Source organism: Sorangium sp. So ce117 (genome assembly GCF_051524395.1).
GTDB lineage: Bacteria > Myxococcota_A > Polyangia > Polyangiales > Polyangiaceae > Sorangium > Sorangium cellulosum_B.
This window is the reverse complement of record NZ_CP150309.1, coordinates 1,886,183-1,911,401: the sequence shown is the minus strand read 5'-3', so window position 1 is coordinate 1,911,401 and position 25,219 is coordinate 1,886,183. Positions and strand designations below refer to the sequence as shown.

The window sequence follows — 25,219 nt, the reverse complement described above, 5'->3', positions numbered from 1 at the left end:
GCGCGGGTCCGGACAGGGAACTTCTCGCGGCGGCCCCGTTCGTGGCCCCTCCCCGCCCCGCCCTCGGCTACGATGCGCGTCGCTCTCACGACGCGCGCCGCGTACCCACCGCGGCGCGCGCCGCGGCGCGGAGAAGCCATGAAGTCGGACTGGATCGATCTGGGCCCCCTCTCCGAATTTCCGGCGGAGGCGCCCGTGCTGCGCAAGGACGACACGGGGCGGCGCTTCGCCTGCGTCCTCCGTGGCGGCGAGGTCCACGCGCTCGACGATCGCTGCCCGCACCAGGGCTACCCGCTGTCGCAGGGCGCGCTGCGCGACGGCGTGCTGACCTGCGCGTGGCACAACTGGAAGTTCGAGCTCGCCTCGGGCGCCTGCATGTTCGGCGGCGAGCCCGTGCGGCGCTACGCCACCCGCATCGACGGCGGGCGCGTGCAGCTCAACCGGGCCGTCGACACCGCGGCCGAGGTGCGGCGCCTCGTCGCCGGCCTGCGCGAGGCGATCCTGCGCGACGAGCCGGCGCGCGCGCTGCGCGAGGGCCTCCGGCTGGGCGCGCTCGGGCTCCACCGGGGCGAGACCGGCCTGGGCAGCCTGCACCTCGCGTTCGAGGTGCTCGCCAGGGACGGGGCGGAGCGCGCCGAGTACGGCTTCGACCACGGCCTCGCCCTGCTCGCGGACCTCTGCGCCTGGGTCGAGCGCGGCAGGATCCCGGCCGAGGAGGCGTTCGTGGTCGCCGCCCACGCGATCGGCGAGGCGTCGGCCCGGCTGGGCCCCCGCGGCAAGGGCCCCGGCAGGGTGGGGGCCCGCTCGCCCCTCGCGCGCATCGCCGACTTCGAGCTCGACGAGCCGGCGAAGGTGAGCGAGGCGCTCGCGGCGGAGCGCCGCGACGAGGCCGAGGCGCGGATGCGCGAGCTCGTCGAGATCCGCGGCACGGCCGGCGCGCGCCGCGCGCTCATGCCCTTCGTCGCGCAGCACCTGTACGACTACGGGCACGGCGCCATCTTCCTCTCGAAGGCGCTCGAGCTGGCCGAGCGGTTCTCGTCCGCCGCCGACGAGGTCCTCGCCGCCTCCACGGTGCAGCTCGCCTGGGCGACCGCCGACACCAGCCTGCCCCCCTTCACCGCCACGCGCGCCGCGCTCGCGCGCCTCGCCGATCTGCCCCTGCCCGGCCCCGACGGCGCCGCAGAGGCCACGCGCCCGGACGCCGCGCCGCTCGAGGGCGCGGAGCGCGCCGCCTTCGAGGCCGAGGTGCTCGCGGGAGAGCAGCCGGCCGTCGAGGCGACCGTGCGCTGGCTCGCGCGCGGCGCCGGGCCGCTCGCGCTGCTCGGCGCGATCGGCCACGCCGCCGCCGTCCGCCTCACGCGCTTCGACTCGGCCTGGGAAGCGCGCCTCGACGCCGAGGTCGGGGTGCTCGACGTCACCCACGCCGTCACCTTCGCGGAGGCGGCGGCGGCGCTCGGGCGCGAGGCCCTCCCGCGCGAGGCCGCGCAGCTCGCGGTGCTCGCGGCCGGCTTCGTCGGCAAGCTCCGCAAGGCGGACGCCGCCGCGCCGCACGCGTCCGCTACGGCTACTACTACCCGCGCGCGAGGCGGCGGGCTGCTCCAGGCGGTGGAGGCGCGCGACGTCGGCGCGGCGCTCGAGATCGCGCGGGAGCTCGACGCCGCGGGTCGCCGGCGCGCGTTCGCCGAGCTCGCCCCCTTCGCCGCGTTCGACGCCGCGGTGAGGCCCATCTTCACGGCGCACGCCGTGAAGACGCTCGAGGCGCTGGAGCGGCTCGAGTCGTCCGATCCTCAGCCCGACGGCGCGTACCTCGCGGCGCTGCTCACCCACGTCGTCCCCGTCCGGCGGGAGCTCTCCGCGCGCCGGATCGCGGCTGTGGCCAAGAAGTTCATGTCCGACGGGCGACCACCCGATGGGCTGTATTGAGCCGGCCGCCCGCCCGGTGGACAGAGACCAGAGAGACGTGCACTGGTGCGAGCATCATTCATACTGACTGTCTATGCGGCTTGAGCCTGGATCCCACGTAGCGCCGCACCTGACGCTCGACACCCTCCTCCGGATGGGAGGCGTCGGCAGCATCTGGACGGCGCATCACCTCGGGCTCGGCAAGGAGGTCGCCGTCAAGTTCATCTCTGCGTCGCTCGCGACCGACGCGACCGCGGTCGCCCGGTTCCACCGCGAAGGCGCGCTCATGGCGAGGATCAAGAGCCCTCACGTGGCCGAGGTGTACGAGCACGGCGTCGCCGCCAACGGCCTCTCGTACATCGTGATGGAGCTGCTGCGGGGCGAGGAGCTGTCCGACCGGCTGGCGCGCGCCGGGCGCCTCCCCCTGGAGGAGACGCTCGCGCTCGTCTCGCAGCTCTGCACGGGGCTCACCGCGGCGCACAAGCTCGGCGTCATTCACCGGGACATCACGCCAGAGCACGTCTTCCTCGCCGACACCGGCGGAGGCACCTGCGTCAAGCTGCTCGATTTCGGGGTGGCCAGGGGGGATGTCGACCCGGACGGGACCACGCTGACGAACACGGGCGCGGTGGTCGGCAGCCTCGTTTATATGAGCCCGGAGCAGTTCTTCAACCCGAAGCTGGTCGACGGCCGCTCGGATCTCTGGTCCGTGGGCATCATGGCGTACCACGCGCTCACCGGCGCGCCGCCGTTCGAGCAGAAGGGGATCGAGGCCCTCCTCGGCGCCATCCGGCTCGGCACCTTCTCGCCTCCGAGCCAGCGTTGCGCCGAGATCACGCCCGCCCTCGACGCGTGGTTCGTCAGGGCGCTTGCCCGTGAGCCGTCCGGCCGCTTCGGATCGGCCGAGGAGATGTCCGAAGCGCTTCGCCGGGCCGCCGCCGGACCGCCGGGCCCAGGGAGCGCGCTTCCCAGGGTAGATTGACCGGCATGGCGCGCACCCGCACCCCGAGCCGTTCCAACCATGAGCTCGTGTTTCGCAGCGCCCGCAAGGGCGAGGAGGGCACCCTCGCGACGGTCGCCTACCGCGCGTTCCAGGCGGGTGATCCAGAGGCGTGGCTGCGGTATTTCACCGAGCACGCGCACCTCGCCCTCGACAACGTGATCGTCGCGGAGACCGACGGCCAGCTCGTCGGGTACGTCGCCTCGCTCGACCTGACGATGAGCTTCGCGGGCGCGGACGTGCCGTTCCAGGGCCTCTCGTCCGTGGCGGTGCTCCCGGAGTTCCGCCGCCGGGGCATCGCGGATCGGCTCGTCCGCGAGAGCCTCCGCCGCATGCGCCGCCGGGGCGAGGCGCTCACGCTGCTCCACCCTTTCCGGCTCTCGTTCTACCGGCGCTTCGGCTTCGGCGTCTGCGAGCTCCGGGACGTCGTGCGCACCTCCCCCGATCGGCTCCCGGACTCGGTGCTGCGCCGCCACGTGCGGGCCTTCTCCCGCCCGCGGGACGAGCCGCTCATCAAGCAGGCCTACGACGTCGCGCGGGCCGAGACGACGGGGCAGCTGAAGCGGAGCGACTACTGGTGGGACGTGCGCGTCTTCAAGCGCTCTCCGAGCGGCGCCGTCTACGTGGATCCGGGCTCGAAGGCGATCGCCGGCTACCTGTTCTTCGACGTCCCGGAGGGCGGCGCCTACGGCGCCCAGCAGCTTCTCGTCCGCGAGGTCCACGCGCCGACGCCGGGCGCTTACCGCGGGCTCATCGGCTTCCTCGGCGCGCTCGGCGATCAGTACGAGGTCGTGGAGCTGGCGCTCCCGCGCGGCCAGGGCGCGCCGCTGCTCGACGAGCCCGGCATCCGCGACGAGCCGATCGTGTACGAGACGGCGGCCCGGCACCCCGGCCTGTGCCCGCCCGCGCACACGGCGCAGCGCCGCAGCGTCCTCGGCCTGACGGCGGCGGGCGCGATGGGGCGCATCGTCGACGTCGCCGCCGCGCTCGCGCTTCACCCGTCGCCGCGGAAGCACGGCGTCCGCGGCGCCATCGGCGTCGACGTCGAGGACCCGGTGTTCACGGACGCGCCGCGCGCCTTCGACGTCACCTTCGCGGCGCGCGGCGTCCAGACGGCCCCCGGCAGCACCGCGGGCGATCGCCTCTCGCTCTCCATCGAGCGGCTCACGCAGATCTATTTCGGCGCCTCCTCGGCGCGCGATCTCCTGAGCCAGGGCTTCGTGGTGGGCAGCGCCAAGGCGGCCGCCCTCCTCGACGCCGCCTTCGCCGGCCCCCCGCTCTTCCTCGGCGCCTTCAACGCCTTCTGAGCGCCCCGCTCAGGCGCCGCGCCGGCTCCGGAGCCGGAGGAAGAGCTTGAGCGAGCGCGACGTCAGCGCCGTCTCTTCGCCGCCTTTCCGCGTCTCGACGGCGGCGTCGTCCTGGGTGTCCACGAGGAGCTGCCACGGCCTGGGATCATCGGAGAAGGGGAGGAGGAAGCTCAGGTCGCACGGCGACGCGTTGAGCAGCAGGACGAAGTCGTCGTCGATCAGCCGATCGCCCTCCTCGTCCACGTCGTCGAGCCCCTCCCCCGACAGGAACACGCCGAGGCACTGCGTGAACGGGTTCGACCAGTCCTCGTCGGTCATGAGCTCCCCGTCCGGGCGAACCCACTGGATATCGTAGGTCTTGCCGCCGCGGATCGGGCGCCCCTTGAAGAAGATCGAGCGCCTGAGCGCCGGGTGCTCGTGCCGTATGCGGAGGCATTTGCGCGTGAACTCCAGCATCGCCCGCGACGCCTCGTCCCAGCCCCACGGCTGCCACGTGAGCGGGCTGTCCTGGCAGTAACCGTTGTTGTTCCCCTCCTGCGTGCGCCCCCGCTCGTCCCCGTGGAGGAGCATCGGAGTCCCCTGCGAGAACAGGAGCGACGCCATGATGTTCCGCGTTTGCCGTGCCCGCAGCTTCAGGATCTCGGGGTCGTCGGTCGGCCCCTCGGCGCCGCAGTTCCACGAGCGGTTGTCGTCGGCGCCGTCGCAGCCCCCCTCCCCGTTCGCCTCGTTGTGCTTTTCGTTGTACGAGACGAGATCCGCCAGGGTGAAGCCGTCGTGGGCCGTGACGAAGTTGATGCTCGTGTACGGCTTTCGCCCGCTGTTCTCGTAGAGATCGCTGCTCCCCGTGAGCCGGAACCCGAGATCCGAGGCGATGCCGCCCGAGCCCCGCCAGAAGTCGCGCAGCGTGTCCCGATAACGACCGTTCCACTCCGCCCAGCGCACCGGGAAATTGCCCACCTGGTAGCCGCCGGGGCCCACGTCCCAGGGCTCGGCGATGAGCTTCACCTGGCTGAGCACCGGGTCCTGGTGGATGATCGTGAAGAAGCTCGAGAGCTGGTCGACGTCGTGGAGGCCGCGCGCCAGCGCCGCCGCGAGGTCGAAGCGGAACCCGTCCACGTGCATCTCGAGGACCCAGTACCGCAAGGAGTCCATGATCAGCTGGAGCGTCTGCGGGTGACGCACGTTGAGGGTGTTCCCCGTGCCCGTGTAGTCGAAATAATAGCGCTCGTTGCCAGGGACGAGGCGGTAGTAGGTCGGGTTGTCGATGCCGCGCAGGCTCAGCGTCGGGCCCAGGTGGTTGCCCTCCGCCGTGTGGTTGTAGACGACATCGAGGATGACCTCGATGCCGGCGGCGTGGAGCGCCTTCACCATCTCCTTGAACTGCCGCACCTCCGACGCCACCTCGGCGCCGGCGCGGTACCCGACGTCCGGCGCGAAGAAGCCTATCGAGTGGTATCCCCAGTAGTTCCGGAGCCCCTTGTCGAGCAGGAATTTCTCGTGCACGAAGGCGTGCACGGGCAGGAGCTCGATGGCCGTGATGCCGAGATACCGCAGGTATCCGATCATGGCCGGGTGGGCGATGCCAAGGTAGGTCCCGCGGAGCTCCTCCGGGATCTCCGGGTGCTGCATCGTCATGCCGCGGACGTGCGCCTCGTAGATGACGCTGCGGTGGAACGGCACGTACGGGCGCCGGTCTCCGCCCCAGTCGAAGGACGGGTCGATGACGACGCCGAGCGGGGCGCCGAGCGCCTCCCCCTCGGCCATGGCGAGGTCGCCGTCGGGCTCACCGCTCCGGTGGGCGAACGCGCCCGCGTCCCACTTTACCCGCGAGGCGAGCGCCTTCGCGTACGGATCGAGCAGGCGCACCCGCGGGTTGAAGCGCAACCCCCGCTCCGGCGCCCACGGGCCGTGCACGCGATACGCGTATTTCTGCCCCGGCCCGACCTCCGGCACGTAGACGTGCCAGACGAGGGAGGTGCGGTGACGGACCGGCAGGCGTTGCTCGTTCCCCTCGTCGTCGACGAGGCACAGGTCCACCGCCTCGGCGTTCTCCGAGAAAAGGGCGAACTGCGTTCCAGCGCCGTCCCATGTCGCGCCGAGCGGGTACGGATCCCCGGGGCGCATTCCTTTGCGCTTGTAGCTCATGCTGGTCTCGATTTGCCGATCCACGGCCGGGGCGTGGCGCCCCCTTCGGGCCTCGTCGCCCCGGCCAGCGTGCTCGCGCGGCTAGGCGACGTGAGCGCGCCGGCTGCCCATGGCGTCGGTGACGACATCCGCGACGCTCCGTGCCATCCCCTCCGCGATGCGGAGCGCCTGGGCCTGATCGCCCTCCGGAGTGCACATCCTGAGGCGCTCGATCATGTCCACGAGCCGCCGGGCTAGCTCGCACGCTTCGGCCATCGAAGCTGGTGACTCGACGGAGGCCCTCCGAGAAAGGGAGACCATCTCTTCGCTCAGCGTCATCGCGGTTGACATCATGCCTGGCTCCTTGTCGGTGATGGCTACGGTCCGCTCCCCGCAGAGCAGGCGTCGTGCCAGCGCGCTTCCCGTAGGGATGCTCACCGCAGACACAACGGTAGGTGCTCCGCCGACAGACTGGGCGGCACAAACCGCCACAGGTGGGGCGATTTGTCCCCCCACGGCGACCGTCGCTCGGCAAAGCAGGGCGGCACACCGAACAGCCAGACGCAAAAATTGAAGACACGATGCATGCCGTACGGGTTCGCTGCACGGTGGCTGTTCGGGACGGCCGTTCGGGCTCTGCTGGGGTGTGCTCGAGCTTCCATGGCCTTTGCGTACCCCTTGCCGTGGGGCGGCGCGGGCCGCGTGCAGGGCCGGGGACGGCGTCGCGCGCGCCTCGCGAGGGGGGACGAACGTGGCGAGCACGATCACGACGCACGCCCCGTCGCGCGCGCCGTTCGGGAGGCAGGTGGGCCGTGCTCCGCGCGGCGTCGCGTGAGACCGCGAGGTGATCTTGATCGCTGCGCGGCCCCGAGGCGGCTATGGCTACGCCCGGGGGGGCCAGGTTAGTATCCGTTCCGCCGCGGCGGCCGCCGGTCCAACGCGTCGCGGTCGAGAGAGCTCATGATCGGAACACTCCAGGCGAAGATCCAGTATCTCAAGAACAAGAACCTTCACAACTGGCTCGGCGGCTACGCCCGGCAGAGGATCGAGAACGCCCGTGCTCCGCGTCCGCTCGGCCCGCGGCACCTGCTCTTCGCGGTCTGCGATCACTGGGAGCCAGGGTGGGAGAACGCCACACCGGAGGTCGGCGACGCGCGGGTGAGGGCGTGGTCGAAGGGGTATCCCGAGATGGCCGGCGCGTACCGCGACGCGGACGGCCACCATCCGCGTCACAGCTTCTTCTTTCCGGGGGAGCAGTACACACCCGGGTGGCTCGACGCGCTGGCGGACCTCACGCGCCGCGGCTTCGGCGAGGTGGAGCTGCACCTGCACCACCACAATGACACGGAGGAGAACCTGCGCGCGGACATCCTCAGGTACCTGGACATCCTGGGGAAGCACGGGCATTTCTCGCGCGACCCGGACGGGCGCATGCGTTACGGGTTCATCCACGGCAACTGGTGTCTGGCGAACTCCGGGCGGGACTCGCGGAACTGCGGAGTCGACGCGGAGCTCCCGCTCCTCTTCGAGACGGGCTGCTATGCCGACTACACGTTTCCGTCGGCCCCCGACGAGTCGCAGCACTCCATCGTGAACCAGATCTACTGGCCGACGGGCAACCTGGCGCGCCGGAGCGCCCACGCCGTGGGCGCGCGAGCCAAGGTCGGCGAGGTGCTGGAGGACCGGATCCTGATGATCGAGGGCCCGCTCGCGCTCGCGCTGACGCGCCGGGGAAGCCGGGTGCGGATGCGGATGGAGTACGGCGCACTCCAGGCGGTCGATCCGCCGACGCCGGACCGGGTGAAGACGTGGGTGGATCAGAACATCCATATCGAGGGGAGGCCCGAATGGGTGTTCGTGAAGGTCTACACGCACGGCGCCCCCGAGGACCAGGCGGCGTCGCTGCTCGGCGCCGGGGGCCACGAGCTGCACCGGGAGCTCACCACCCGTTACAACGATGGCAAGGAGTGGGTGCTCCACTACGTGACCGCGCGGGAGATGTACAATATCGCGATCGCCGCGCTCGAGGGAAAGACAGGCAATCCCGGTGACTACAGGGATCACCGCCTGAAGGCGCCGCCCTGCGCGAGCTGACGCAACCACTCCCCCTCCGACAACACCGCAGACCCTCGGCGCGTAGCCGCTAACCAATCTTCGCGCCGCGTTCTCCTACCTCCGAACGTTTACGTGATCGTCTGAGGATCCCGCACATTTTTTGATCCGTTTCGGACGCGCCAAGCGTCTGAAATGTTATGGGAAATCCCGATGTGCCGGAAACGACGCCTTCGATCGTTCGCGAGTTCGAGACGGTGCAGCTGGGCGATGCGCGCCTGCATCAGCGGGTCCGGGCTGTGGTGGCACGGCTGAGCGTCGCGCCGGGCGAGAGCTTCCCGGACTCGCTGAAGACAGAGGCAGAGCTGGAGGGCTTCTACCGGCTCCTTGGCAACAAGCGCGTGTCGTATGGTGCGCTGGTGCAAGCCCACAGCGAGCAGACCCTCGAGCGCATGGCCGGTCACGACACGGTTCGCGCGGTGCATGACACCACCGCGGTCGCCTTCGACGGCGACGGAGCACGCAAAGGGCTCGGTCCGCTCAACGGCAAGGACACGCAGGGCTTTTTGGCGCACGCGACGCTCGCCGTGGCCACCGACGCGATCAACCAGCCGCTCGGATTGCTGGGCCTTGCCTGCTGGGCCCGCAAAGCCTCCGCCCTCTCCAAGAGCCCACGCAAGAAGAACAGGACGGGCAGCGACTATGCGCGCGTGACCGACAAGGAGTCGACGCGCTGGCTGCGGCAGGTAGAGGCGGCCGAGCAGGCCGTGGGCGACCGCACGTCGCTGCTGCACGTCATGGACCGCGAGGCCGACGCCTACCCGCTTCTGTGCGCCATGGTCGAGCAGGGCCACCGCTTCGTCGTGCGCATGGCGCGCGATCGGAACGTGTCGGAGCTGGCCGAGGACGAAGAGGAATCGCTCGACGACAGCGCTCCGCTGCGGCTGAGCGAGGCGCTGGTCGAGCTGCCGATCCGGCTCAGTCGCGAGGTTGTGCTCACCCAACGCCGCGCCGGACCGGTACCTGCGAGCAAGCGCGCGCACCCCGCGCGCTCGGAGCGGAGCGCCACGCTGGGCGTCGGCGCTCGGCGCGTGGCGCTGCGCCGTCCGTACTACCTGCCCGAGCTGGCCGAAGAGCTCGCGGTCAACGTCGTGTTGGTGCAGGAGATCGACACGCCAGCGGGCGAAGAGCCGGTCGCGTGGGTGCTGGCGACCAACGAGCCCGTCGACACGCCCGACCAGATCGCAGCGATCGTCGACCATTACCGGGCACGGTGGCTCATCGAGGAGTTCTTCAAGGCGCTCAAGACCGGCTGCGCCCTCGAGACGCGCCAGCTCGAGAGCTTCCGGAGCCTGACGAACGCGATGGCGCTGTTCGCCCCGATCGCGTGGCAGATGCTGCTGCTGCGCTCTCTGTCACGCCTTGAGCCCAACGCGCCCGCGGAACGAGCCCTGAACCCCACGCAGCTGAAGCTGCTGCACCAGCACCAGCCCAAGAAGCTGCCGGCTCAGGGGGCGACGGTAGTCGATGCGCTCTACGCCGTTGCCGGTCTTGGTGGACATCTCAAGCGCAACGGCCCCCCCGGCTGGCTGACGCTTGCGCGCGGAATGCAAACCTTGCTCATGCTGGAGACGGGCTGGAACGCCGCCCTCGCCAACACAGCGAAAACTAAGGGGGAAATGTGATCAATCCTCAGACGTGATCGTGGACGTTTACGTGGTCGTGGTCGTCAACGATAGGCCGTGAACGACCACGACCACGACCACGTAAACGTTCACGTTTACGTTGGCGTATCCGTCGCGCGAGCCGGACAGCTCGCCTCAGCCCGGCCTGCGACCGCGCTGCTCGCCGAGGACCTCTTTCAGGAGCGCGTGATAGCGCTCCCCCACGACGTCCCATGACAGCGCCCCCACGCTCCCCCGCAGCGCCTCCGGCTCCCACTCCGTATCCAGCGCTCGCGCCAGCGCGGACCCGAGCGCCCCGGGATCGCCGGGGGGGACGAGGAGGCCATTGCCCCCGTTCCCTTCGCGGACCAGCTCCGGCACTCCGCCGACCCGGGTTCCGACGACGGGGCGGCCCGAGGCGAGCGCCTCCAGGACGACGTTCGGGCAGCCCTCGCGGCGGCTCGGCAGGCAGAACACGTCGCACGCGGCCATGTAGTCCGGGATCTCCACCGGCAGCGCCCAGCCGAACAGCCGCACGCGATCGCCCAGGCCGAGCGCGCTCACCTTCGCGCGCAGCGGCTCGAGCAGCTCGCCACCGCCCACCATCATCAGGTGAATGTCGCGACGGCCCGCCCGGTCGAGGTGCGCCATCGCCTCCACGAGGACGTCCACGCCCTTCTCGGGCACGTGATAACCGGCGTACAGCACCACCTTCGCGTCCGCCGGGACGCCGAAGCGTCGCCGCGGCTCGGCCCGATCCCGGATCGCGAACCGCGCGCCGTCGACCGCGTTGAGCTGCACCACGACGCGCTCCCGCGGCACCCCGAGCTCCACCAGGCGCTCCCCGAGCGCCCCGCTCACCGCGACCACCCGGGCACAGCGCTGGAGCGCCGGCGCGATCTGCGCCCGCAGCGCGGCGTTCCTCGGCTGCTCGTTGATGTCGCTGCCGAGCACCGTCGTGACGACCGGCACCCCCGCCTCCCGCGCGAACGCCTCCGCGGCGACGGTATCGGGATAGGCCCACGCGGCCAGGATCGCGTCGTACGGAAACTCGCGCCGCAGCCCCGCCATCGTGCGCCCGAGCGACGCGCGGAGCGCCCGCGCGTGCAGGCTCGGCAGCCCCGGGACCGACCAGTACGTGGGGAACAGCGCGTCGATGCCGGTGTGCGCCTCGCGCGTGCCGCCGAAGAGCTCCCCCGACGCCCCGCGCGCGCGCGTCCACCAGGGGATCGGGGCCACGAGCCGGAGCTCGCAGCGGCGCGCGAGCGCCCTGTACGTGTGATAGCTGTACGGCGCCATCGTCGGCAGCCGCGTGGAAGGGTAATGATGGGTGAAGACGAGTATCTTCATCGCGCGCTCGCCTGTCACGTGAGGCGGAAATAGAGTTGCTCGTATTTGCGCGTCATCTTCTCGAACGAGAAGTCGTCGCGCACCCGCGCGTGCCCCGCCTCGCCGAGCCGCCGCCTCAGCGCCGGATCGCTCGCGAGCCGCTCGATCGCGTCCGCGAGCGCGTCGTGCCCGTCCACCGGGACGATCAGGCCGTGCTCCTCGTGCCGCACCACTTCCGGGACCCCGCCGACCGGCGTCACCACGACAGGCAGGCTGCGCGCCATGGCCTCGAGGACGGCGAGCGGCAGCCCCTCGTCGCGCGAGGGCAGCGTGAAGAAATCGGCGGCGACGAGCAGATCGGGCACGTCCTTGCGGAAGCCGAGGAAGCGCGCCTCGGCGCCGTGGACCCCGAGCTCCCTCGCGAGCCCATGGATGCGATCGCGCTCGTCGCCGTCGCCGACGACGAGCACCGCGACCGCGACGCCCCGCTCCCGGAGCCGCGCGAGCGCCCGCAGCAGCACGTCGTGCGCCTTCACCGGGTGGAACGCGGCGGGCATGATGCCAAGGAACACGTCCGGGCCGAAGCCGAGCTCGGCGCGCACCTCGTCGCGCGTCCGCTTGGCCGGGGTGATGTCGATCCCGTTGTGGATGACAGAGATGTTGCTGGCCACGCCGACCGCGCCGCTCTTGTCGGCCGTGTCCTGCGAGCAGCCGACGACAGCGTCCGTTTCACGCCACTCGAAGCGCGACGGAACGCGGATGATCCCGCGCGTCTGGGCATGATCGGTGAAGACGAGCCGCGCGCGCGTAAGGAGCTTGCCGATCGTGGCGTAATGGAGCGCAGTGGGGTTGTGCGCGTGGACGACGTGCGGGCGGGAGCGCGCGAAGGAGAGGGCCGCGTGCGCGAGCCGCGTGGGGAGGCGCCCACCCAGCACCGTGGTCGGCAGCGCCCGCTGCCGCGCCAGCTCCGCGAGCGGCCCGCCGCGCAGCGCGACGATGGAGGCGTCGTGGCCGTGGCGCCGCTGCGCCTCGGCGAGGCGCAGCACGAAATGCTCCATACCTCCGCCGTTGAGGCTGCTCACGACATGGACGATCCGCAGCGACGAATTCCCCATGAAGGCTTGCTACCCGAATCGGGTCCCCTGTTGAAGCGCAAACCGCACCCAGCATCACCCGCGCTGCCAAACGCCCACCCGAAACGCGGGCGGCCGTGGCGTCTGGCGCACGTCCACGTTCGTCGACGTTCGTCGACGTTCGTCGACGTTCGTCCACGCGCGTTGGCGCTCGCCGACGCGCGCCAACGCACGCGCCCAAGGTCGCTGGATCAGCGTACCACCTCGCCTCGCCGTCACCTCACCTTTTGATTTGCCGAGCGGAAGCGGCTACTAGACGGGCATGAACCCTGAGCTTCGGCGCGCCCTTGACGAAGGCATGCGCCGCGTGCCCGGCATGGACGCCGCGACGAGGCTGCTCGCCGTGCGGCTCGAGACGGTCAAAGCGCTCCTCGCGCGCCGGCTCGCAGAGAACCCGCTCCCCGTGCCCGACGCCGTGACCCCGAGCGACATCCCATCGGTCGCCGAGCTTGGCCCGGGGGACAGGGTGCTCGCGGAGCTCGATCAGGACGGCTTCGCCTTCGCGGTCCACCCTGCCGACGTCGCCTTCTTCAACCGGCGGAGCCAGAAGATGCCGCGCCTGCGCTACCGGCTGCACATCGTGCTGCGCGGCGGCTACGTCTGCGTCCGCAAGCGCTTCGTCGGACAGCCGCAGAACGCGCCGCTCCAGGCGCACCTCTTCGCCCTGCTCGGTCTCTTCTTCTACAACGAAGCAGCCGCGCTCTTCCGCCTGCGCGACCTCCCCAGCGTCCCGAGGATTCGCGATCTCAGCCTCGCCACGCGCACCCTTTACCTCGACTACGTGCGCGGACGGACGCTGCAACATCAGGTCGCCGAGCGCGGGGAGAAGGTGCTCGACATCGACCTCGCGCCGCTCGGGCAGCTGTTCGATCCAGACCGCGACCGGCGGGAGATCGAGGCCTTCGCGAGCGGCGGCGGCGCGGCCTACCGCGGCCGGATCGAGGAGATCGTCCGGGCGATGAACGCGCGCGGCGTCGCGCCGCTCGACGTCAAGCTCGGCAACGTGCTCATCGGCGAGAAGACGGGCGCCCTGTACTGGATCGATTTCGAGCGAGCCGCGCTCGAGGGCACCCCCCGCTACCGCGATCGCCTCGACGAGCACCATGACCTCGTGAACCGGTGGTTCGGGCTCGCGCTCTCCGGCGACGGCGGGGCGTGAGGCGCGCGGCGCGACGCGGCGCGCTGCCATGCGCTGCGGTGGGCTCGATGAACGACTCCCGCGATCGAGGGTGCGATCGATGACGAGAGATGAAGGCGCGGCGCCGCGGAGCGCCATCCAGCGGATCGGCGACAAGGCGGGGCGATCGTGGCCGAGCATCGAGGCGGCCGCGCGGCTCTCGACGGAGACCCGGGCGCGGCTCGCGGCGCTGCTCCGCGAGCAGATCCCCTGCGACACGAGCGTCGTGGTCTTCGGCTCGCTGGCGCGGGGCGAGTACACGACCGGCAGCGATCTCGACTGGACGCTGCTCATCGACGGTCAGGCCGACGAGGGGCATTTCAGCCAGGTCCAGGCCATCACGAGGATCCTGAAGGAAGCGAAGTTCCATGAGCCGGGCCCGACGGGCGTGTTCGGCAACGTGGCCTTCAGCCACCCGATCCTCCACCAGATCGGCGGGCAGGAGGACACGAACAAGAACACGACCCAGCGCATCCTGCTGCTCCTGGAGTCGCTCGCGATCGGCCAGCCGGACGCCCACGAGCGGGTGCTCAGGCTCGTGCTCTCGCGGTACGTCGAGGACGACCGCGGGCTGCGCTACGGCAGCAAGCGCGAGATCCTCCCGATGTTCCTCCTGAACGACATCGTCCGGTACTGGCGCACGGTCGCCGTCGATTTCGTCTACAAGCAGCGGGAGCGCAGCTCGGGCTGGGCGCTCCGCAACGCGAAGCTCAGGATGTCGCGGAAGCTCATCTTCGTGAGCGGGCTCCTCACCTGCTTCGGCTTCGAGCTGTTCTGCAAGGATCGGACGACGTTGACCGACGACGGCGAGCGGCTCTCGACGCCCGCGCTCGTGCGCTTCCTGCGAGAGCGCATCCGGGTGACGCCCCTGGAGAGCCTGGCCGAGGTGCTGCTCCGGCCCTCGATCTCCGCGGAGACGGCGCGCACGCTGTTCGACAGCTACGACGCGTTCCTCGCGCTCCTCTCGAACGAAGAGGAGCGCGGCCGGCTGAAGCAGCTGCCGCTGGACGATCAGCTGGGCAGCGACCCGACCTTCAAGCGGGTGCGGGACATCGCGCGTGAGTTCCAGGGCGGGCTCGACCGGCTCTTCTTCAAGGAAGACGACGAGCTCCGCAAGCTCCTCCAGACCTATGGGGTGTTCTGATGCTCCTCCAGACCTATGGGGTGTTCTGATGCGACCCGTGGGCTACTCGACAGGGGCGCTCGCCCTCAGCGACGTCGAGCGAGCGCTCTCGATGCTCGAAGGGAGCTCGGCGACCGCCGTGGAGCTCTCCGCGCTGCGGATCTCGGAGCTCAAGCCGCTGCTCCGGCTCCTCGGCTCGCTCGACCTGTCGCGGTACGACCACGTCTCGTTCCACGCTCCGAGCCGCTTCGACGCGGCGGAGGAGCGCGCCGTCGCCGACGCCATGGCGGAGGTGGCCGCGCTTGGATGGTTGATCGTCCTCCACCCCGACACCCTCCATGATCTCGGCGCCTTCCGGCAGCTCGGCGGCTTCCTCGCGATCGAGAACATGGATAAGCGAAAGCGGACAGGCCGCACCGTGGAGGAGCTCGGGCCCTTCTTCGACGCGCTGCCGGACGCGTCGTTCTGCTTCGATATCGGCCATGCGCACCAGGTCGATCGCACGATGACCGAGGCCCATTTCCTCGTACGGGAGCACAGGGCACGGCTAAGGCAGCTCCACGTGAGCGAGGTGAACGCGGGGAGCCGCCACGGCGGCCTGAGCCAGAGCGCGGCGCACGCGTTCCAGCGGATCGCGGCCCAGGTGCCTGATGACGCGGCGCTGATCCTGGAGGCCCCGGCGTCGCCCGCGGAGATCGAGCGGCAGATGGCCATCGCGCGGACGGCGCTGTCGATCCCGAACGGCCTGGAAAACACGCGCGCCTGAGGCTGCGCGCGGCGCAGCCTCGACGGGAGCCGCGCCTGCAGCGCCCGCGTTCGTCCGCCTCCCCGGCGGCTCCGGGAGCTCCGGATTGCCCGGCGGACGGGCCGCGCGCGCTCGAGGCGCTACGCTTCCGCTCGTTCCCGGCGCGACCTGGGCCGGAACCGGGGGACGACGATGAAGCTGAAGACGCTCGCGGCGGCGAGCACCGCATGGCTCGCCGCCCTCGCGCTGCTGACGGCGAGCGGGTTCACGCTCAGCGCCACGTACATGACCCGCGAGGTCACGTGCCTCTTCAACATCGTCCGGGAGGTGAGGTCCATCACGCAGCTGGAGGTCCACCTCCTCTCGCACGAGCGCGAGAGCGCCCGCGTCGCGCTGGCCCATCTCCCCGAGCACGTCGGCGCGCGCGACGCGGCCAGGCGCGAGCTCTCCAGGTGGCTCGAGGACGCCCGCGAGCAGCCGGTCACCGCGGAGAGCGCCAGCGTCTTCGAGGAGGCCGAGCGGGAGATCGAGCGCTACCTCGCCACGCACACGCAGGAGCACCGGCAGGCCGGGGCGTCCCACGATGAGGTCGACCGTACGTTCGCCGCGCTCGAGCGGCTGCTCGCCACCCGGCTCGCCGAGGCGCGGATCGCCCGGCAGCGCGTCGACGAGGTGCACAGGCTCTCGGAGATCGTGAGCCTCGGGGCCGCCGGGATGCTGCTGGCCGGCGTCCTGCTCGCGCTCTGGCAGCTGCGCAGGTGCGTCTATCGCCCGCTCCTCTCGATCCGCGCCGCCATCGACCGCTACGGGGCCGGCTCGCACGACGCCCGCGCGCCGCAGGGCGGGCTCGACGAGCTGCGCGAGATCGCCGTCGCGTTCAACGAGATGGCCGCCGCGCTGGCCGAGCAGCGCAAGAGGCAGCTCGGGATCCTCGCGAGCGTCGCGCACGACCTGCGCAACCCGCTCGCCGCGCTGAAGCTCACCGTCGACGGCCTCCGGCCGGATCGGCCCCTCCCCCACGAGGAGCGGCTCCGGTCGATGCTCACCCGCATCGGGAAGGAGGCCGCGCGCTGCGATCGGATGCTCACGGACCTCATGGACATCGCGCGGATCGAGGGCGGTGAGCTCGATCTGCGCCGCGAGACCCGGGACGCGCGCGAGCTCGCCCGCGACGTCGTGGAGCTCTACCGCCCGACCGCGACCGCGCACGAGCTCGGGCTGTCGCTCCCCGACGAGCCCGTCCCGCTGTGCTGCGACCCGATCCGGATCGAGCAGGTGCTCAACAACCTGGTCGCGAACGCCATCAAGTACTCGCCTGCGGGCGGCGCCGTGCAGGTGACCGTCGCGCGGGTAGGCGCCGAGGTCTCCATCGCGGTCTCGGACCGCGGGGTGGGGATCGCGGCCGACGATCAGCGACGGCTGTTCGAGCGCTACTTCCGCGCCCCGTCGTCGAGCGGCGTGGCCCCGGGCGTCGGCCTCGGCCTGTGGGCCGCGCTCCGCATCGCCGAGGCGCACGGCGGGCGCATCGAGGTGACGAGCACCGCTGGCAGGGGCTCGACCTTCACCCTCCGCCTGCCGTCATGAGCGCATCGTCCCGCAAGGAGCGGCTCGTCCGCTCGTCCGGCTACGGGAACAGGCCCCCAGGCTCGTCGGGATCGAGCTCCCAGCCGAAGAGCCCCGGGGTGCGGGCGCGGTGTCTGCCGAGCGCGTCGCCGGGCAGCCGGGGGCCGTCGGCGGCCCAGCGGGCGGCGAAGGCGTCGCGCAGCACGAGCTCCGCGAGCTTGCCCCTCGGTGAGAAGCCCCACTCGGCCTCCTGCGAGACGTCGTCCGGATCGGCGTAGAGCCGCCAGACGAAGAAGCCGGCGCACGTGCGCGCGTCGAGGAACGGCGCGATCACCGCGGCGTAGGCCTCGGCCTGCGAGCGCTGGTCGACCACCACGCCCTTCATGCGGTCGGGCCACTCCCACGGGCGCACGGCGGGATCGCGCCGCGTGGTGTAGCCGATCTCCGTCAGCAGGATCGGCTTGCCCCACGCGCGCGCCACGGCGTCCACCCCGGCCGCCACCTTGCGCCCGCCGCGCAGCAGCTCCTCGAACGACGCGCCCTCGCGCTCCGCCAGCGGGTAGAACGCGTTGATGCCGATGAGGTCGAGCGCGTCGAAGATGAGCGTGTGCTCGACGTCGTCCCAGTTCGCCGAGTAGGTGAGCAGCCCCGGGTACACGCGGCGCACCGCCTCGATGATCGGCAGGAAGCTCGCCGCCCGCGGCGTCGTCACCCAGCTCCGCAGCTCGACGCCCACGCTGAGCATCTCCGCGCCTCCCTCGCGCGCGACCGCGGCCCACGTGAGCAGGAACCGGCGGTACGACTCGGCCCAGCGCGCCCAGCCGGCGTCGTCCCCGGGGTCGATCAGGGCCCGCCACTCGCCGCTCTCGACCCAGAGGTGCGGAACGAGCAGCACCTTGAGCCCGCGCGCGTGCGCCTGCGCGATCGCCGCGAGCACGTTGCGCCGGTTCTCCTCGAACGGCGCCTCGAAGACGAGATCGACGCCCGTGCCCTTGCCGTCCCACACGCGGCCGAACGGCGTCAGGCTGACCCACGTCGCGCCCATGGCGACCGCCTCATCCATCGCCCGCCCGCTCGCCGCGGTGCCGTAGCCGCGGCCCGGGTGCCGCAGGTTCTCGATCGGCCCGATCGTCACGCCGCGCACGCCGCCCCAGCCCGACACGGCCCACCCCGCCGCGCCGTACGGCAGGTGCTCCGGCGCGATCCGCGGCGCCTGCTGCACGACCTGCGGCGCGGCGCTCGCAGGGCGCACAGGAGCGTCGACCGCCGCCGCCGACACGGCGAGCGCGGCGCCCGCCGCGCGGGCGAGCGCGTGACCTGCTCGACTCATCCCTGACACGGGCCGCCTTATACCAGGCAGGCGGACCGCCGGGCCGCGGACGTCACCCGCCGTCGCTCGCCTGAGGTCGCTGCGCGCCGTCGCTCTCCGCGGGTTGCTGCGGCGCGCGCGCGCCCTCGGCGGGCTGCGCCGGCGCGACCGCGCCCTCCTCGGGCCGCGGCGGCTCGCGCCGGGACGCGTCGCGCTCTTGCCGCGCGCGGGTGGTCGCCTCACGCCACGCCCGCTCGCGCTCGAGCTTCTCGCGCCGCCGCCGCCGCTCGCGCTCGACCTCGTCGTAGATGACCTCGGGGCGCCGCGCGTCGAGACGGGCCCCTCGCGCTTGCGCCACCCGCGGCGCCTCGCTGTCTGGGCCCGCGGCGCTCGCGGGAACCAGCTCGGCCGCCGGGAGCTCGGCCGCCGGGAGCTCGGGCGAGGGCTCCGGCGCGGCAGGAACGGCCGCGCTCGATCGCCTCGCGACCACCGACGAGCGCGCCTCCTGGACCGCGCGCTTCGCCAGCCCCTTCGCCGCAGGCAGCGCGCTCCCACCTCCGTCGAGCGTGCGCATCTGCACGAGCCACACGCCCCCGATCCCCGCGAGCATCCCGAACAGCGCGAACGCGATCGCGAGCCGCCGGGGCCACGGCGACGGCCCCCGGCGCACCACCGTGAGCCGCTCCGCATCGGTCTCGGCCAGCGCACGCGCCGCGAGCACCGGCGTGACGCGAGGCGCCGCGCCGTCGCTGACGCGGTGCACGACCTTGCGGCCGAGCGGAACGGGCGTGTCCTCGGCGGTCGGCGGCTTCCCTGGCCCGCCCGCCTGAAGATCGGAGCGGCGCTCCGGCGGGCTCAGCGTCAGGACCGGCGGGGGCGGAGTCCGGCTCGCCCGGAGCTGATCGCCGCCGTCCCACGCCGCCCCGGCGTGCGACACCAGCGTGACGTCGGACAGACGGCCTGCGGGAGATTCCCACTTGGCCGTCGTCTCGAGGTCGCTCATGAGATCGTCGGGCGACATCCTCGGCAGGTCCGCCAGCGTGTCGGCCTCCCACTCGTCCGCGGCGACCGGAGCAGGCGTCGCCATGCGGACGGTCTCGTCCGCCCGGAGCGCCTCCCACACGCGCTCGGCCGCGTCCTCCGCGCCCTCGCCCCCGAAGCGCGCGAGCGCGAACGCGAGCTTCGCGACGTCCGAGGGGCGCGCCTCCGGGTCCTTGGCGAGGCAGCGCAGCAGGAGGGCCCGCAGCTCCGGGGGCTCGACGCCCGCCGGAAAGGGCGCGGGCGGCTCGGTCAGGACCTTGGTGCAGATCTCGAGCTCGGTCGGCGCATCGAACGGGCTCGCCCCGCAGAGCAGCGCGTAGGCGACCGCGCCGATCGACCAGATGTCCGCGCGCTCGTCGATGCCGCCCGCCGACCGCATCTGCTCCGGCGCCATGAAGAGCAGCGACGTCCGCATGGCGCCCGAGGCGGCGTTCGGCCCCTCGCTCTCGACGCCGCAGGCGACGGCCGACACCCCGAAGTCGAGCACCTTCACGCTCGGGGCGCCGTCACCGAAGCTGAGAAAGAGGTTCTCGGGCTTGATGTCCCGGTGGAGGATCCCGATCCCGTGCGCCTCGGCGACCGCCTCGCAGATCTGCAGGAGGTACTTCACCGCCTCCCTGACCCGGATCGGCCCGCGGCGCCGCAGGTAGCTCGTGACGTCGGAGCCCTCCAGGTACTCGCTGACCACGAACGGCGCGCCACCTTCGACCCCGACATCGAGGATCCGCGCGACGTACCTGCCCTTGAGCGCGCGCGCGGCGCGGGCGCCCCGGAGCAGCCGATCGACGGCGTGCCTGTTCTCGACGAGCCTCGGATCGACGCGCTTGAGCGCGACGCGCTGGCCCGACAGGCGATCGGTGGCGAGCTGGACGACGCCCACGCCGCCGGCGCCGATCCGGGTCTCCACCGCGTACCTGCCGGCGACGATCTCTTGCCACCTCGGACCGCCCTCGGCCGCCCGCGGCGCACGTCCAGCGTCGGTCCGCTCCCGTGCGGCCGCGCGATCCTCTTCTCTGGGCTTCAGCGACGTCAACGCACTGCCTCGGTGTGTGTCCGCGGGCTCCGCGGACAGAGTCAAAGCCTGTCCCATGAATAACAGATTCAGAGTGCTGCTATCGCGTCCATGACGTGTCGTCTAGTGACACTCGGGCACGAAAATGTCCGTTCTTCACGCATTTTGGCGCGGCTGACTGGCCGGCCAGCTGGCCGGCCGGCCGGCCTGCAGCCATCTCCATCAGCGGCATCCGCGGCTACTGTCATGCGCCATCGAGCCATGGACACCGCTTCCATGCGTGCCACGTGCCAGCCACGCGGCTCACGGCGGGAGCCCCAATGCGAGCGCGACCAGGTAATCGACGCCGCTCAGGATCAGGACGAGCGCTGCGGCGGACGCCGCGCCGAGCCCGAGCGCCTTCAGCGCGCGGAAGCGCGCTGTTCCGTGTGTTCCACGCGCCCCCGGCCGCCCGTGCTGGACGCCGCGCGTGACCCAGCACCACCCGAGCATGGACAGCGGGCCGAACGCATAGAGGGCCGCGCCCCAGGTCGCTCCGTTCCAGCAAGCGGCGCGCTGCTCGGGCGTGAGCCGCCGTCGGTCCCAGCGCTGCAGCGCGAACGGCAGCGCGATACCGAGGACCATCTGGAGCGCGAGGCGGAGAGTGCTCATTTCGTGCGCCGAGCTCCCGGGCGAACGCTCCACTCAGGCAGCGCCGGACAAGCCCGAATCGCCAGAGCACGCCGCAGCGCGTCGCGGCAGAGCTCGGGTGAGCGACTCGCTGCCCGGCTTCGCTGACCTCCTGCCTCGAGGAAAGCGCCGCAAAAATCGCGTGCCGGCCTTCTCGATCTCGACGGGGATTGGTACGAACGAGGGATGACAACGACTGAGGCAGGGGACATCAGGAACGTTGCAATCATCGGACACAAGGGGGCTGGGAAGACATCGCTTGCCGAGGCCATGCTGTACGTCGCCAAGGCGACGGCCAAGCTCGGCAAGGTGGACGACAAGTCGAGTGTCCTCGACGAGACCGCCGAGGAAAAAGAGCACGTTTGCTCGTTCGAGGCGAGCGTCGCGCACCTCTCCTGGGCGGGGAAGAAGGTCAACCTCGTCGACACGCCGGGCGAGGGCAGCTTCCTCGCCGAGACGCGGCTCGCCCTCGCGGCGGTCGACGCGGCGATCCTCGTCGTGAGCGGCAAGGACGGCGTGCAGCCGATCACCGAGCGCGTCTTCGGCTGGGTGAGGGACGCAAAGCTACCGTGCGTGATCGTCGTCACGAAGGTCGACGCCGAGAACGCCCGCCCCGACGAGGTGCTCGCCGAGGTGCGCGCGCGCCTCAAGGCGCCGCTCGCGGTGATGGAGGAGCGCGTCGGCGAGGGGCTCCAGCACCGGGGGGTCGTCGCCATCCGGACGAAGAAGGCCTGGCTCGACAAGCCCGAGGCGCCCGCCACGGCCGCGGGCTCTCCCGTGCCGGCCGACGCCGCGGGCGCTGTCGAGAAGGCCCGGGGGAAGCTCGTCGACGACGTCGCCGGCAGCGACGACGAGCTCACCGAGCGGTACCTGACCGAGGGCGATCTCACGCAGGAGGAGCTCGATCAGGGGCTCCGCGCCGCGGTCCGCCGGGGGGCGCTGATCCCTGTCTACTTCGCCTCCGGGGTCCGCCCGAGCGGCGTCGCCGCGCTGCTCGACGGCATCGTCGAGCTCGTGCCGCCGCCGACCGAGCACCCGGCCTGGAGCGGCGTCGTCCCGACCGGCAAGCCCGGCGCCGCGCCGCAGGCCGCGGAGCGGCCGTCGGCGGCGGAGGCCCCGGCCGCGGCGTTCGTCTTCAAGACCTCGATCGATCCGCACGCCGGCCGCACCTCGTTCGTGCGCGTGCTCTCCGGCGTGCTCCGGCCCGACGCCACGATGCTCAACGCGAGCACGGGCGGCTCGGAGCGGCTCGGCAAGATCCACAGCGTGGTCGGCAAGGACCACAAGCAGGTGGACGAGGCGCGCGCCGGGGACATCGTGGCGCTGCACAAGCTGAAGGCGACGCTGAGCGGGCACACGCTCTCGGACGAGAAGCACGCGTTCTTGCTCTCCGCGCCGGAGCTGCCGCCGGCCCTCTTCTCGCGCGGCGTGCGGTTCGACGCCAAGGGCGGCGAGGACAAGGTCGGCAACGCGCTCTACCGGCTGACCGAGGAGGACCCGGGGCTCAGCGTGCACCAGGACGCGTCGACCCGCGAGCTCGTCGTCTCGGGCCTCGGCGCCCTGCACCTCGAGATCACGGTGGAGCGCATCCGCCGGCGCGTCGGGGTCGACTGTCGGCTCGGCCCGCCGCACATCGCCTACAAGGAGACGATCTCGAAGAAGGCCACGAACATCGAGGGCAAGCACAAGAAGCAGACGGGCGGACATGGCCAGTTCGGCGTCTGCTACATCGACATGGAGCCTGTGCCGCGCGGCGGCGGCTTCGTCTTCGAGGACGCGGTCGTGGGCGGCGCCGTGCCGCGGCAGTTCATCCCCTCGGTCGAGAAGGGCATCGTCAAGTCGATGTCGAAGGGCGTCCTGGCGGGCTACCCGATGATCGACGTCAAGGTCCGGCTCTTCGACGGCAAGTACCACGACGTCGACTCCTCGGACGCGGCGTTCCAGATGGCAGGCAGCAAGGCCTTCAAGGCCGCCGCCGCGCAGTGCGCGCCGGTGCTGCTCGAGCCCATCGTGCGGCTCTCGGTGACGGTGCCGAGCGTCGCGATGGGCGACATCATCGGCGACATCAACAGCCGCCGCGGGAGGATCATCGGCACGGACTCGGTCGAGAGCCAGACGATCGTGAACGCGTTCGTCCCGCTCGCCGAGGTGCTCGAGTACGAGTCGAAGCTGAAGAGCATGACCCAGGGCAAAGGCACGTTCACGATGAACGTCGAGCACCTGGAGGTCTGCCCGCCGATGGTGCAGGACAAGGTGATCAAGGAGAGCGGCTTCAAGGCCGAGGCCGACGAGGACTGACCCCCGCCGCTTCCTGAGCCCCGCTCTAGGGATGGATGTGGACGATGGTCCCTTCCCCCGTGGCCTTCCCCGCGCTCACGCCGTGCCATCCGTCGGGCACGGGGGGATCGGTCCAGAGGAACACCCGGCGCGCGTCGATCGGCGACAGGTTGATGCACCCGTGGCTGCGCGGCTTGCCGTAGTCGTCGTGCCACGGCGCCGCGTGGATCGCGTAGCCGGCCTCGAAGTACTGCACCCACGGCACGTCGCGGAGCTCGAACTTGTTGTCGACCTCGTGCGCGTCCATGGTCGTCGTGACGTGTTTGTCGCGGATCCGGAACGTCCCGCGCACGGTCGAGAAGGTCTTCTTCGGGTCGCCGAGCCCGTCGCGGCCCGTCGCCGACGCGGTGGCGTAGACGGGCTTCCTGCCCTCGTAGAGGATGAGCGTCTGGCTCAGGATCGAGATGTCGATCCACTTCACGTTCCCCTGCGCGAACGACGGCAGCTCCGAGGGCTTCACCGCGATGGCGACGTCGGAGTCGCGCACCCACGTCCCGTCCTTCGCCTCGACGAGGCGGGCGCCGCCGACCTTCTTCGAGCGCCCCGTGAGCTGCACGGCGGTGTGCCAGGGCAGCTCGCCCGCCTTCTCCATCTCGCCGCCGGAGATGTCGTAGCGCTTCGCGTCCTGCCGGTGCACGAACGCGAGCGGCAGCTCCCACCCCTTGGTCATGTCGACGCCGTGGAACGTGGAGCCGCGGGCGGGCTTGAGCTTCGAGGTGGGCACGAGCCGCGCGTCGGTGGTCAGGGCGAAGCGCCGCCCGCCGTCGCCCATGAAGGTGTCGACGAGGGCGAGCCCTGCCTTCCGCGCGATCCGGTTGGTGATGATCGCGTAGCCCGGGACCTTGAACGACGAGATGTTCGGGAGCTGCCGCCCGCCCTTGAAGAACCAGGGGATCTCGTCGCTGCCGTTGCCGCCGAAGAGCTCGCTGTCGCCGAGCTCGGGCGGCTCTGCGGGCGGGTCGGCGACGGCGTTGCCCGTGAGGTCGAGCGGCACGTCGTTGGCGCCGACCTTGATCTCGTCCCACTTCTTCTTGAGCTTCTTGTAGCTGCGGAGGTGCCGCTCCAGGCTCATCTCGTACTGGAGCTGCTCCTTCGTGGACGGCATCCGGTAGTAGTTCGGCGCGATGGCCCGGACGAAGGCGTACGGGTACGGCATCGGCTTGGACAGGTCGGGCCGCCGCGTGAGCGCCCGGACGATCGGGTGCTGCGTGTCGATCGTGGCGTCACTGTCCGCGCACATGAACCCGGCGGGCAGCACGCGGTAGTAGCCGCCCTGGCAGTCGTCGAACGCGGCGGGCTTCTCCCCGCGGGGCGCCGTCCCGCCCGCGCGGAGGTAGCCGAGCTTGGCCGAGCGCCGGTCCGCCTTCTCGTAGATCGGCGCGACCATCTGCACGGCGCCGATGCGGGGCCCGTCCGGGCGCGGCAGGGTGGCGGGGTCGTTCTCGGCGGCCTTCTGGGCCGCGCCCGCGGAGAGGCTGATGATGCCCTCGGGCGTGGCGTTCTCCCCGCCGGTGCAGGCCGGCAGGGCCGGCAGGGCGAGGGCGGCGACGGCCAGGGCGAGCGGGAGGGGTCCGCGCGCGGGGGCCAGGATCGCGGAGCTTCGCTGACGGGCATCCATGCCCCGGGAATGCCGGACAGACGGGCCGGTGGCCAAATTTTGGCCATCGCCACGCTGCCCTCGCGGGCGGGCGGCGGCGGCGCCACGGCTGGCGCGGGCCCTCGGCGAGCGACG

At 71.6% G+C, this 25,219-nt stretch carries 18 protein-coding genes; 10 read left to right on the top strand and 8 right to left on the bottom strand.

Translation table 11 applies throughout. The features are described 5' to 3' along the window. Positions 1 to 138: 138 nt before the first annotated feature. The 3 genes from WMF46_RS07190 to WMF46_RS07180 all read left to right on the top strand — a co-directional run bounded on the left by WMF46_RS07190 (position 139) and on the right by WMF46_RS07180 (position 4,209). Positions 139 to 1,923, top strand: coding sequence for a Rieske 2Fe-2S domain-containing protein (locus WMF46_RS07190; protein ID WP_437984927.1), 1,785 nt, complete (start codon positions 139 to 141; stop codon positions 1,921 to 1,923). Positions 1,924 to 1,996: 73 nt separating this feature from the next. After that, complete coding sequence (locus tag WMF46_RS07185; protein WP_437984926.1) at positions 1,997 to 2,884, top strand: serine/threonine-protein kinase; 888 nt, start codon at positions 1,997 to 1,999, stop codon at positions 2,882 to 2,884. Between the two features lie 5 nt (positions 2,885 to 2,889). Continuing rightward, on the top strand, positions 2,890 to 4,209 hold the full coding sequence (locus WMF46_RS07180; RefSeq protein WP_437984925.1) for a GNAT family N-acetyltransferase: 1,320 nt from the start codon (positions 2,890 to 2,892) through the stop codon (positions 4,207 to 4,209). 9 nt (positions 4,210 to 4,218) lie between these two features. Here WMF46_RS07180 and glgX read toward each other — a convergent pair whose 3' ends face one another. Then, positions 4,219 to 6,354 (bottom strand): glycogen debranching protein GlgX, encoded by a 2,136-nt coding sequence (gene glgX, locus WMF46_RS07175; RefSeq protein ID WP_437984924.1) that lies wholly within the window; start codon positions 6,352 to 6,354, stop codon positions 4,219 to 4,221. An 81-nt stretch (positions 6,355 to 6,435) separates the two neighbouring features. Next, a complete protein-coding gene (locus WMF46_RS07170; protein ID WP_437984923.1) occupies positions 6,436 to 6,687 on the bottom strand; it encodes a hypothetical protein in 252 nt (83 codons plus the stop codon). A gap of 606 nt (positions 6,688 to 7,293) precedes the next feature. On the opposite strand from WMF46_RS07170, the gene WMF46_RS07165 reads away from it, so the two are divergent. After that, positions 7,294 to 8,427 (top strand): hypothetical protein, encoded by a 1,134-nt coding sequence (locus WMF46_RS07165; protein WP_437984922.1) that lies wholly within the window; start codon positions 7,294 to 7,296, stop codon positions 8,425 to 8,427. Positions 8,428 to 8,585: 158 nt separating this feature from the next. Next, positions 8,586 to 10,070: an IS4 family transposase gene (locus tag WMF46_RS07160; protein WP_437984921.1), complete on the top strand. Its 1,485-nt coding sequence runs from the start codon at positions 8,586 to 8,588 to the stop codon at positions 10,068 to 10,070. 135 nt (positions 10,071 to 10,205) lie between these two features. Here WMF46_RS07160 and WMF46_RS07155 read toward each other — a convergent pair whose 3' ends face one another. Together WMF46_RS07155 and WMF46_RS07150 are read right to left on the bottom strand one after the other, a co-directional pair. Continuing rightward, positions 10,206 to 11,399 carry a glycosyltransferase family 4 protein gene (locus WMF46_RS07155; RefSeq protein ID WP_437984920.1) on the bottom strand — a complete coding sequence of 398 codons (1,194 nt, stop codon included), beginning with the start codon at positions 11,397 to 11,399 and terminating at the stop codon, positions 10,206 to 10,208. A gap of 14 nt (positions 11,400 to 11,413) precedes the next feature. Next, positions 11,414 to 12,493 (bottom strand): glycosyltransferase family 4 protein, encoded by a 1,080-nt coding sequence (locus WMF46_RS07150; protein ID WP_437984919.1) that lies wholly within the window; start codon positions 12,491 to 12,493, stop codon positions 11,414 to 11,416. Positions 12,494 to 12,773: 280 nt separating this feature from the next. Here WMF46_RS07150 and WMF46_RS07145 point away from each other — a divergent pair, with 280 nt between their 5' ends. From WMF46_RS07145 to WMF46_RS07130, 4 genes are all read left to right on the top strand, one after another. Further along, a complete protein-coding gene (locus WMF46_RS07145; protein ID WP_437550460.1) occupies positions 12,774 to 13,670 on the top strand; it encodes a hypothetical protein in 897 nt (298 codons plus the stop codon). A 79-nt stretch (positions 13,671 to 13,749) separates the two neighbouring features. Continuing rightward, positions 13,750 to 14,832, top strand: coding sequence for a nucleotidyltransferase domain-containing protein (locus WMF46_RS07140; protein WP_437984918.1), 1,083 nt, complete (start codon positions 13,750 to 13,752; stop codon positions 14,830 to 14,832). Positions 14,833 to 14,860: 28 nt separating this feature from the next. After that, on the top strand, positions 14,861 to 15,577 hold the full coding sequence (locus tag WMF46_RS07135; RefSeq protein WP_437984917.1) for a hypothetical protein: 717 nt from the start codon (positions 14,861 to 14,863) through the stop codon (positions 15,575 to 15,577). Positions 15,578 to 15,748: 171 nt separating this feature from the next. Next, positions 15,749 to 17,140 (top strand): ATP-binding protein, encoded by a 1,392-nt coding sequence (locus WMF46_RS07130; RefSeq protein WP_437984916.1) that lies wholly within the window; start codon positions 15,749 to 15,751, stop codon positions 17,138 to 17,140. Between the two features lie 40 nt (positions 17,141 to 17,180). Here WMF46_RS07130 and WMF46_RS07125 read toward each other — a convergent pair whose 3' ends face one another. The 3 genes from WMF46_RS07125 to WMF46_RS07115 form a co-directional block, all read right to left on the bottom strand. Beyond that, positions 17,181 to 18,449, bottom strand: a complete 1,269-nt coding sequence (locus WMF46_RS07125; RefSeq protein ID WP_437984915.1) for a glycoside hydrolase family 113 — start codon at positions 18,447 to 18,449, stop codon at positions 17,181 to 17,183. A gap of 52 nt (positions 18,450 to 18,501) precedes the next feature. Beyond that, positions 18,502 to 20,502 (bottom strand): protein kinase domain-containing protein, encoded by a 2,001-nt coding sequence (locus tag WMF46_RS07120; protein WP_437984914.1) that lies wholly within the window; start codon positions 20,500 to 20,502, stop codon positions 18,502 to 18,504. 282 nt (positions 20,503 to 20,784) lie between these two features. Beyond that, complete coding sequence (locus WMF46_RS07115) at positions 20,785 to 21,132, bottom strand: transcriptional regulator (protein WP_437907723.1); 348 nt, start codon at positions 21,130 to 21,132, stop codon at positions 20,785 to 20,787. A gap of 204 nt (positions 21,133 to 21,336) precedes the next feature. Between WMF46_RS07115 and fusA the strand changes: the two genes are divergently transcribed. Continuing rightward, the gene (gene fusA, locus WMF46_RS07110) at positions 21,337 to 23,448 is read left to right on the top strand and encodes an elongation factor G (protein ID WP_437984913.1); all 2,112 of its coding nucleotides are present in this window, start codon (positions 21,337 to 21,339) and stop codon (positions 23,446 to 23,448) included. A 25-nt stretch (positions 23,449 to 23,473) separates the two neighbouring features. On the opposite strand, the gene WMF46_RS07105 is transcribed toward fusA, so the two are convergent. Beyond that, positions 23,474 to 25,105 carry a L,D-transpeptidase gene (locus tag WMF46_RS07105; protein ID WP_437984912.1) on the bottom strand — a complete coding sequence of 544 codons (1,632 nt, stop codon included), beginning with the start codon at positions 25,103 to 25,105 and terminating at the stop codon, positions 23,474 to 23,476. Between the last annotated feature and the right edge of the window lie 114 nt (positions 25,106 to 25,219).

Coding starts and splice junctions, on each gene's coding strand:
- WMF46_RS07170 (WP_437984923.1), bottom strand. CDS start 6,687: ATGATGTCAACCGCGATGACGCTGAGCGAAGAGATGGTCTCCCTTTCT.
- WMF46_RS07115 (WP_437907723.1), bottom strand. CDS start 21,132: ATGAGCACTCTCCGCCTCGCGCTCCAGATGGTCCTCGGTATCGCGCTG.
- WMF46_RS07145 (WP_437550460.1), top strand. CDS start 12,774: ATGAACCCTGAGCTTCGGCGCGCCCTTGACGAAGGCATGCGCCGCGTG.
- fusA (WP_437984913.1), top strand. CDS start 21,337: ATGACAACGACTGAGGCAGGGGACATCAGGAACGTTGCAATCATCGGA.
- glgX (WP_437984924.1), bottom strand. CDS start 6,354: ATGAGCTACAAGCGCAAAGGAATGCGCCCCGGGGATCCGTACCCGCTC.
- WMF46_RS07125 (WP_437984915.1), bottom strand. CDS start 18,449: ATGAGTCGAGCAGGTCACGCGCTCGCCCGCGCGGCGGGCGCCGCGCTC.
- WMF46_RS07135 (WP_437984917.1), top strand. CDS start 14,861: ATGCGACCCGTGGGCTACTCGACAGGGGCGCTCGCCCTCAGCGACGTC.
- WMF46_RS07190 (WP_437984927.1), top strand. CDS start 139: ATGAAGTCGGACTGGATCGATCTGGGCCCCCTCTCCGAATTTCCGGCG.
- WMF46_RS07140 (WP_437984918.1), top strand. CDS start 13,750: ATGACGAGAGATGAAGGCGCGGCGCCGCGGAGCGCCATCCAGCGGATC.
- WMF46_RS07185 (WP_437984926.1), top strand. CDS start 1,997: ATGCGGCTTGAGCCTGGATCCCACGTAGCGCCGCACCTGACGCTCGAC.
- WMF46_RS07105 (WP_437984912.1), bottom strand. CDS start 25,105: ATGGATGCCCGTCAGCGAAGCTCCGCGATCCTGGCCCCCGCGCGCGGA.
- WMF46_RS07165 (WP_437984922.1), top strand. CDS start 7,294: ATGATCGGAACACTCCAGGCGAAGATCCAGTATCTCAAGAACAAGAAC.
- WMF46_RS07155 (WP_437984920.1), bottom strand. CDS start 11,399: ATGAAGATACTCGTCTTCACCCATCATTACCCTTCCACGCGGCTGCCG.
- WMF46_RS07130 (WP_437984916.1), top strand. CDS start 15,749: ATGAAGCTGAAGACGCTCGCGGCGGCGAGCACCGCATGGCTCGCCGCC.
- WMF46_RS07150 (WP_437984919.1), bottom strand. CDS start 12,493: ATGGGGAATTCGTCGCTGCGGATCGTCCATGTCGTGAGCAGCCTCAAC.
- WMF46_RS07180 (WP_437984925.1), top strand. CDS start 2,890: ATGGCGCGCACCCGCACCCCGAGCCGTTCCAACCATGAGCTCGTGTTT.
- WMF46_RS07160 (WP_437984921.1), top strand. CDS start 8,586: ATGGGAAATCCCGATGTGCCGGAAACGACGCCTTCGATCGTTCGCGAG.